The organism is Klebsiella sp. 1SOBk10mer (genome assembly GCF_046602535.1).
GTDB lineage: Bacteria > Pseudomonadota > Gammaproteobacteria > Enterobacterales > Enterobacteriaceae > Klebsiella > Klebsiella quasipneumoniae.
Genome location: NZ_JBKIUP010000019.1, coordinates 22,144 through 28,424, shown reverse-complemented (window position 1 = coordinate 28,424; position 6,281 = coordinate 22,144). Strand labels below are relative to the sequence as shown.

The following is a 6,281-nucleotide window of genomic DNA, read 5'->3' as shown; positions in this document are numbered from 1 at the left end:
AATAACTGGCTGAGGTAAAGAGGCAAACTATTATCCTCAAGAATGGTACTCAGTCGGCTAATAACGGCAGCTCCTCGGGGAACGCTAATGCCAAATTCCAGCAGAAAAGCATGCATTTGATTGGTTGTTTTTACCTTATCCTGAACCAGGGATTCACGGACACGATGCAGAGCCCGCATTGCCTGCTGAGATTCCGTTCTGGGCTGCACAAAACGCATAGACGGACGCGATGCAGCTTCACAAATAGCTTCGGCGTCGACAAAGTCGTTTTTATTGCTTTTAACGAACGGGCGGACAAATTGTGGTGATATCAGCTTTGGGGAATGCCCCAACTCTTCCAACTTGCGTGCCATAAAGTGAGAACCGCCACAGGCTTCCATTGCGATGGTTGTAGCGGGGCATGTCGCCAAAAATTCGATCAACTTTGGCCGGGTAAATTTTTTACGGTAAACAGCCTTCCCGCGACGATCCTGGCAATGAATATGGAAAGAGTTTTTACCCAGATCGATACCAATGAGCGCAATGTTTTCCATGATAGTTCTCCGAATGAAAGCCTGTCCTCAGCATAGTACCGGGAAGGAGGGAGTGACCATCTCATTAAATAAAGCACGCTAAGCTGTAGCAGCCCCTGTCTGGCTTGTTCTACCCTGTAGCGACGCGATCAGCGGACAGGAAACATTCCCTTTTCGTGCATGGCAGGTACACACCAGATCAGACAGGACGGCCTCCATGCGTGCCAAGTCCGCCATCTTCTCGCGCACGTCTTTGAGCTTGTGCTCGGCCAGGCTGCTGGCTTCCTCGCAGTGGGTGCCATCGTCGAGCCGCAACAGCTCGGCAATCTCATCAAGACTGAAGCCCAGCCGCTGGGCCGACTTTACAAAGCGCACCCGCGTTACATCCGCCTCGCCATAGCGGCGAATGCTGCCGTAAGGCTTGTCCGGCTCGGGCAACAAGCCCTTGCGCTGATAGAACCGGATGGTCTCCACATTGACGCCGGCTGCCTTGGCAAAAACGCCAATGGTCAGGTTTTCCAAATTGTTTTCCATATCGCTTGACTCCGTACATGAGTACGGAAGTAAGGTTACGCTATCCAATTCAAATTCGAAAGGACAAGCGCATGTCTGAACCACAAACCGGGCGCGGCGCGCTCTTCACTGGCGGGCTGGCCGCCATCCTCGCCTCGGCCTGCTGCCTCGGGCCGCTGGTCTTGGTCGCCTTGGGATTCAGCGGGGCATGGATCGGCAACCTGACCGTGCTGGAGCCGTATCGCCCGATTTTCATCGGTGCAGCGTTGGTCGCGTTGTTCTTCGCCTGGCGGCGCATCTACCGCCCTACGCAAGCCTGCAAACCGGGTGAGGTCTGCGCGATTCCCCAAGTGCGAGCTACTTACAAGCTCATTTTCTGGGTCGTGGCCGTGCTGGTCCTGGTCGCCCTCGGATTTCCCTACGTCATGCCATTTTTCTACTGATCGGAGTTCACCATGAAAAAACTGTTTGCCTCCCTCGCGCTCGCCGCCATTGTTGCCCCGGTGTGGGCCGCCACTCAGACCGTCACGCTGTCTGTACCGGGCATGACCTGCTCCGCCTGCCCGATCACCGTCAAGAAGGCGATTTCCAAGGTCGAAGGCGTCAGCAAGGTTGACGTGACCTTCGAGACCCGCGAAGCGGTTGTCACTTTCGATGATGCCAAGACCAGCGTGCAGAAGCTGACCAAGGCCACCACCGATGCGGGCTATCCCTCCAGCATCAAGCAGTGAACCACTGAACCCGAACCTGGGGCGATCATGGGACTGATCACACGCATTGCCGACAAGGCTGGCGCGCTTGGCAGCGTTGTTTCCGCGATGGGCTGCGCCGTGTGCTTCCCGGCCATCGCCAGCTTGGGCGCGGCCTTCGGCCTCGGTTTTCTACAGGAATACGAAGGATTGTTCATCTCCAAGCTGCTGCCGCTGTTCGCTGTCGTGGCTTTGCTGGCGAACGCATTGGGCTGGCTCAGTCATCGCCAATGGCACCGCAGTCTGCTCGGCATGATCGGGCCAGCCATCGTGTTCGCTGGAACTGTCTGGCTGCTTGGCAACTGGTGGGCAGCACACCTCGTATACACCGGCCTGGCGCTGATGGTCGGCGTGTCGATCTGGGACTTGGTTTCGCCGGCACATCGCCGTTGCGGCCCGGACGGTTGCGAACTCCCCACGAAACAAGGCTGACGGCGGAAGTCGGCAGCCAACACAGAAAAGGAACGATGAATGACCACCCTCAAAATTACCGGCATGACCTGCGACTCCTGCGCGGTTCACGTCAAGGAAGCTCTGGAGAAAGTGCCTGGCGTGCAATCAGCGGAGGTTTCCTATGCCAAGGGCAGCGCCAGGCTCGCCATCGAGGCCGACACATCGCCGGATACGCTGACCGCTGCCGTGGCCGGACTCGGCTATCGGGCTACGCTCGCCGATGCGCCCGTGGCTCCGGCGGGCGGCGGATTGCTCGGCAAGGTGCGCGAATGGCTGGGCAGTGATGACAAGGCTGGCGGGGATGCTGGCAAGCTCCATATCGCCGTGATCGGCAGCGGCGGCGCCGCGATGGCGGCAGCGCTGAAGGCCGTCGAACAAGGCGCGCACGTCACGCTGATCGAGCGCGGCACCATCGGCGGCACCTGCGTCAATGTCGGCTGCGTGCCGTCCAAGATCATGATCCGTGCCGCCCACATTGCCCACCTGCGCCGGGAAAGTCCGTTCGATAGTGGCATTACGGTCGCCGAGCCGGCCATCCAGCGCACAGCGCTGCTGGCCCAGCAGCAAGGCCGCGTCGATGAACTGCGTCACGCCAAATACGAAGGCATCTTGGAGGGCAATCCGGCGATTACCGTGCTGCGCGGCGAGGCCCGCTTCAAGGATCACCAGAGCCTGACTGTGCGCCTGGTTGACGGCGGCGAGCGCATCGTGACGTTCGACCGCTGTCTGGTCGCCACCGGCGCGAGTCCGGCCGTGCCGCCGATTCCCGGCTTGAAGGACACGCCTTACTGGACTTCCACCGAGGCGCTGGTCAGCGAGACTATCCCTAAGCGCCTGGCCGTGATCGGCTCATCGGTCGTCGCGCTGGAACTGGCGCAGGCGTTCGCCCGACTCGGAGCGAAGGTGACGATCCTGGCGCGCAACACGCTGTTCTTCCACGAAGACCCGGCCATCGGCGAAGCCGTCACGGCCGCATTCCGCATGGAAGGCATCGAGGTGCGGGAACACACCCAGGCCAGTCAGGTCGCCTATATCAATGGTGAAGGGGACGGCGAATTCGTGCTCACCACGACGCACGGCGAACTGCGCGCCGACAAGCTGCTGATCGCCACCGGCCGCTCACCCAACACGCGCAGCCTGGCGTTGGATGCTGCGGGCGTCACGCTCAACCCGCAAGGCGCGATCGTCATCGACCCCGGCATGCGCACCAGCGTGGAACACATCTACGCCGCCGGCGACTGCACCGACCAGCCGCAGTTCGTCTATGTGGCGGCGGCGGCCGGCACCCGTGCCGCCATCAACATGACCGGCGGTGACACGGCCCTGAACCTGACCGCGATGCCGGCCGTGGTGTTTACCGATCCGCAGGTAGCGACCGTGGGCTACAGCGAGGCGGAAGCACACCATGACGGCATCGAAACCGACAGTCGCACGCTGACGCTGGACAACGTGCCGAGGGCGCTTGCCAACTTTGACACACGCGGCTTCATCAAGCTGGTCGTTGAAGAAGGTAGCGGACGCCTGATCGGCGTGCAGGCGGTCGCGCCGGAAGCGGGCGAACTGATCCAGACCGCCGCGCTGGCGATTCGCAACCGGATGACGGTGCAGGAGCTGGCCGACCAGTTGTTCCCCTACCTGACGATGGTCGAGGGGCTGAAACTCGCGGCGCAGACCTTCAACAAGGACGTGAAGCAGCTTTCCTGCTGCGCCGGGTGAGGAAAAGGAGGTGTTCGATGAACGCCTACACGGTGTCCCGGCTGGCCCTTGATGCCGGGGTGAGCGTGCATATCGTGCGCGACTACCTGCTGCGCGGCTTGTTGCGGCCGGTGGCGTGCACGCCAGGCGGCTACGGCCTGTTCGACGAGGCGGCCTTGCAGCGGCTGTGCTTTGTGCGGTCCGCCTTCGAAGCGGGCATCGGCCTCGATGCGCTGGCGCGGCTGTTCCGGGCGCTGGATGCAGCGGACGGTGGCGAAGCGGCCACGCAGCTTGCCGTGCTGCGCCAGTTCGTCGAACGCCGGCGCGAAGCGTTGGCCGATCTGGAAGCGCAGTTGGCCACCCTGCCGACCGAGCCGGCACAGCACACGGAGAGTCTGCCATGAACGGCCCGGAACGCCTGCCGACCAAGACACGCAAGCCGTTCACCGGCTACCTGTGGGGCGCGCTGGCCGTGCTCACCTGTCCCTGCCATTTGCCGATTCTCGCCGTTGTGCTGGCCGGAACGACCGCCGGCGCATTCATCGGGGAGCATTGGGGTATTGCAGCCCTCACGCTGACCGGCTTGTTCGTGCTGTCCGTGACGCGGCTACTGCGGGCCTTCCGGGGCGGATCATGACGACCTCGCACCCCGCCGGATGGACGGCGACCGAGTTGGCGCAGGCGGTTGTGCGCGGGCAACTTGAGCTGCATTACCAGCCGATAGTCGATCTGCGCAGTGACCAGATTGTCGGTGCGGAAGCCCTGTTGCGCTGGCGTCATCCGACGCTCGGGCTGCTGCCGCCCGGCCAGTTCCTGCCTGTGGTCGAATCGTCCGGCCTGATGCCGGAAATCGGTGCCTGGGTGCTGGGCGCAGCCTGCCGCCAGATGCGCGAGTGGCGGAAGCTGGCGTGGCAACCGTTCCGGCTGGCCGTCAATGTTTCGGCGAGCCAAGTGAGACCGGGTTTCGACGGGTGGGTAAAGGACATGCTGGCTGATGCCGAGTTGCCCGCCGAGTCTCTTGAAATCGAGCTGACCGAATCGGTCGCGTTCGGCGATCCGGCGCTCTTCCCCGCCCTGGAAGCCTTGCGACAAATCGGTGTGCGCTTCGCAGCCGATGACTTCGGGACGGGGTATTCCTGCCTGCAACACCTGAAGTGCTGCCCGATTACTACGCTCAAGATCGACCAGTCCTTCGTCGCCGGACTCGTCGCCGATCACCGCGACCGAACCATCGTGCGCTCCGTCCTTCAGCTTGCGCACGGGCTGGGCATGGACGTGGTGGCCGAGGGCGTGGAAACGCCGACCAGTCTCGCACTGTTGCGGCAAGCGGAGTGCGATACGGGACAAGGCTTCCTGTTCGCCAAGCCAATGCCGGCGGCGGCCTTCGCCGCCTTTGTCAGCCAATGGAGGGGTGACACCATGAATGTAAATAATCCGACTACCAGCAGTTGCTGCGTGTGCTGCAAGGAAATCCCGCTCGATGCCGCCTTTACCCCGGAAGGCGTGGAGTACGTCGAGCACTTCTGCGGGCTGGAGTGCTATCAGCGCTTCCAGGCGCGGGCCAAGGCAGAGAACGAAACCGGTGCTGATCCGAACACCTGCGGCTCGCTGCCGTCAGACTGAGGCATACCCTAACTTGATGTCAGGCAGGGCCGCGCCGCTTCGTCAGAATAGAGTCTGCTTTCCCATTTTTTGACACATGCCCGCGAAGGTTATAGATTTCAGCCTGACAGAAATGGGCTTTGAGGCACAACGGAACAGAAAGTGCACTTAAGCCGCCTTCAACCAAGGAGACATCGTGCAGGGGCACCGCATCGGCTACGTCCGGGTCAGCAGCTTTGACCAGAACCCGGAACGCCAGCTGGAACAAACCCAGGTGAGCAAGGTGTTCACCGACAAGGCATCGGGCAAGGACACCCAGCGCCCCCAGCTCGAAGCGCTGCTGAGCTTCGTCCGCGAAGGCGATACAGTGGTGGTGCACAGCATGGATCGGCTGGCCCGCAACCTCGATGACCTGCGTCGCTTGGTACAGAAGCTGACTCAGCGCGGCGTGCGCATCGAGTTCCTGAAGGAGGGCCTGGTGTTCACTGGCGAGGACTCGCCGATGGCCAACCTGATGCTGTCGGTGATGGGGGCCTTCGCTGAGTTCGAGCGCGCCCTGATCCGCGAGCGGCAGCGTGAGGGCATCGCCTTGGCCAAGCAGCGTGGCGCGTACCGGGGCCGCAAGAAAGCCCTGTCCGATGAGCAGGCTGCTACCCTGCGGCAGCGAGCGACGGCCGGCGAGCCCAAGGCGCAGCTTGCCCGCGAGTTCAACATCAGCCGGGAAACCCTCTACCAGTACCTCCGCACGGACGACTGA

9 protein-coding genes and 2 pseudogenes are annotated in these 6,281 nt (G+C 62.1%); 9 read left to right on the top strand and 2 right to left on the bottom strand.

The genetic code is table 11. From position 1 onward, the window contains the following. Positions 1-533, bottom strand: a pseudogene (locus tag ACLH1I_RS24960) (IS110-like element IS4321 family transposase); the annotation flags it as partial. Positions 534-611: 78 nt separating this feature from the next. Further along, positions 612-1,046 (bottom strand): Hg(II)-responsive transcriptional regulator, encoded by a 435-nt coding sequence (gene merR / locus ACLH1I_RS24955; protein WP_032426535.1) that lies wholly within the window; start codon positions 1,044-1,046, stop codon positions 612-614. A 71-nt stretch (positions 1,047-1,117) separates the two neighbouring features. Here merR and merT point away from each other — a divergent pair, with 71 nt between their 5' ends. The 9 genes and pseudogenes from merT (at position 1,118) to ACLH1I_RS24910 (ending at position 6,281) form a co-directional block, all read left to right on the top strand. Next, positions 1,118-1,468 (top strand): mercuric ion transporter MerT, encoded by a 351-nt coding sequence (merT, locus tag ACLH1I_RS24950; protein WP_004099002.1) that lies wholly within the window; start codon positions 1,118-1,120, stop codon positions 1,466-1,468. 12 nt (positions 1,469-1,480) lie between these two features. Next, the gene (merP, locus tag ACLH1I_RS24945) at positions 1,481-1,756 is read left to right on the top strand and encodes a mercury resistance system periplasmic binding protein MerP (protein WP_004099005.1); all 276 of its coding nucleotides are present in this window, start codon (positions 1,481-1,483) and stop codon (positions 1,754-1,756) included. A 27-nt stretch (positions 1,757-1,783) separates the two neighbouring features. Next, the gene (gene merC / locus ACLH1I_RS24940) at positions 1,784-2,206 is read left to right on the top strand and encodes an organomercurial transporter MerC (protein ID WP_004099006.1); all 423 of its coding nucleotides are present in this window, start codon (positions 1,784-1,786) and stop codon (positions 2,204-2,206) included. Between the two features lie 39 nt (positions 2,207-2,245). Continuing rightward, a complete protein-coding gene (merA, locus tag ACLH1I_RS24935; RefSeq protein WP_004099008.1) occupies positions 2,246-3,943 on the top strand; it encodes a mercury(II) reductase in 1,698 nt (565 codons plus the stop codon). 17 nt (positions 3,944-3,960) lie between these two features. Further along, positions 3,961-4,326, top strand: a complete 366-nt coding sequence (gene merD / locus ACLH1I_RS24930; protein ID WP_004099009.1) for a mercury resistance co-regulator MerD — start codon at positions 3,961-3,963, stop codon at positions 4,324-4,326. Further along, the gene (merE, locus tag ACLH1I_RS24925; protein ID WP_004099015.1) at positions 4,323-4,559 is read left to right on the top strand and encodes a broad-spectrum mercury transporter MerE; all 237 of its coding nucleotides are present in this window, start codon (positions 4,323-4,325) and stop codon (positions 4,557-4,559) included. The genes merD and merE overlap by 4 nt, the downstream gene beginning before the upstream one ends. A gap of 35 nt (positions 4,560-4,594) precedes the next feature. Continuing rightward, a pseudogene (locus ACLH1I_RS24920) lies at positions 4,595-5,278 on the top strand (putative bifunctional diguanylate cyclase/phosphodiesterase); the annotation flags it as partial. Between the two features lie 12 nt (positions 5,279-5,290). After that, positions 5,291-5,545 carry a DUF3330 domain-containing protein gene (locus ACLH1I_RS24915; protein WP_223177686.1) on the top strand — a complete coding sequence of 85 codons (255 nt, stop codon included), beginning with the start codon at positions 5,291-5,293 and terminating at the stop codon, positions 5,543-5,545. A 175-nt stretch (positions 5,546-5,720) separates the two neighbouring features. Next, complete coding sequence (locus ACLH1I_RS24910; protein ID WP_001161490.1) at positions 5,721-6,281, top strand: recombinase family protein; 561 nt, start codon at positions 5,721-5,723, stop codon at positions 6,279-6,281.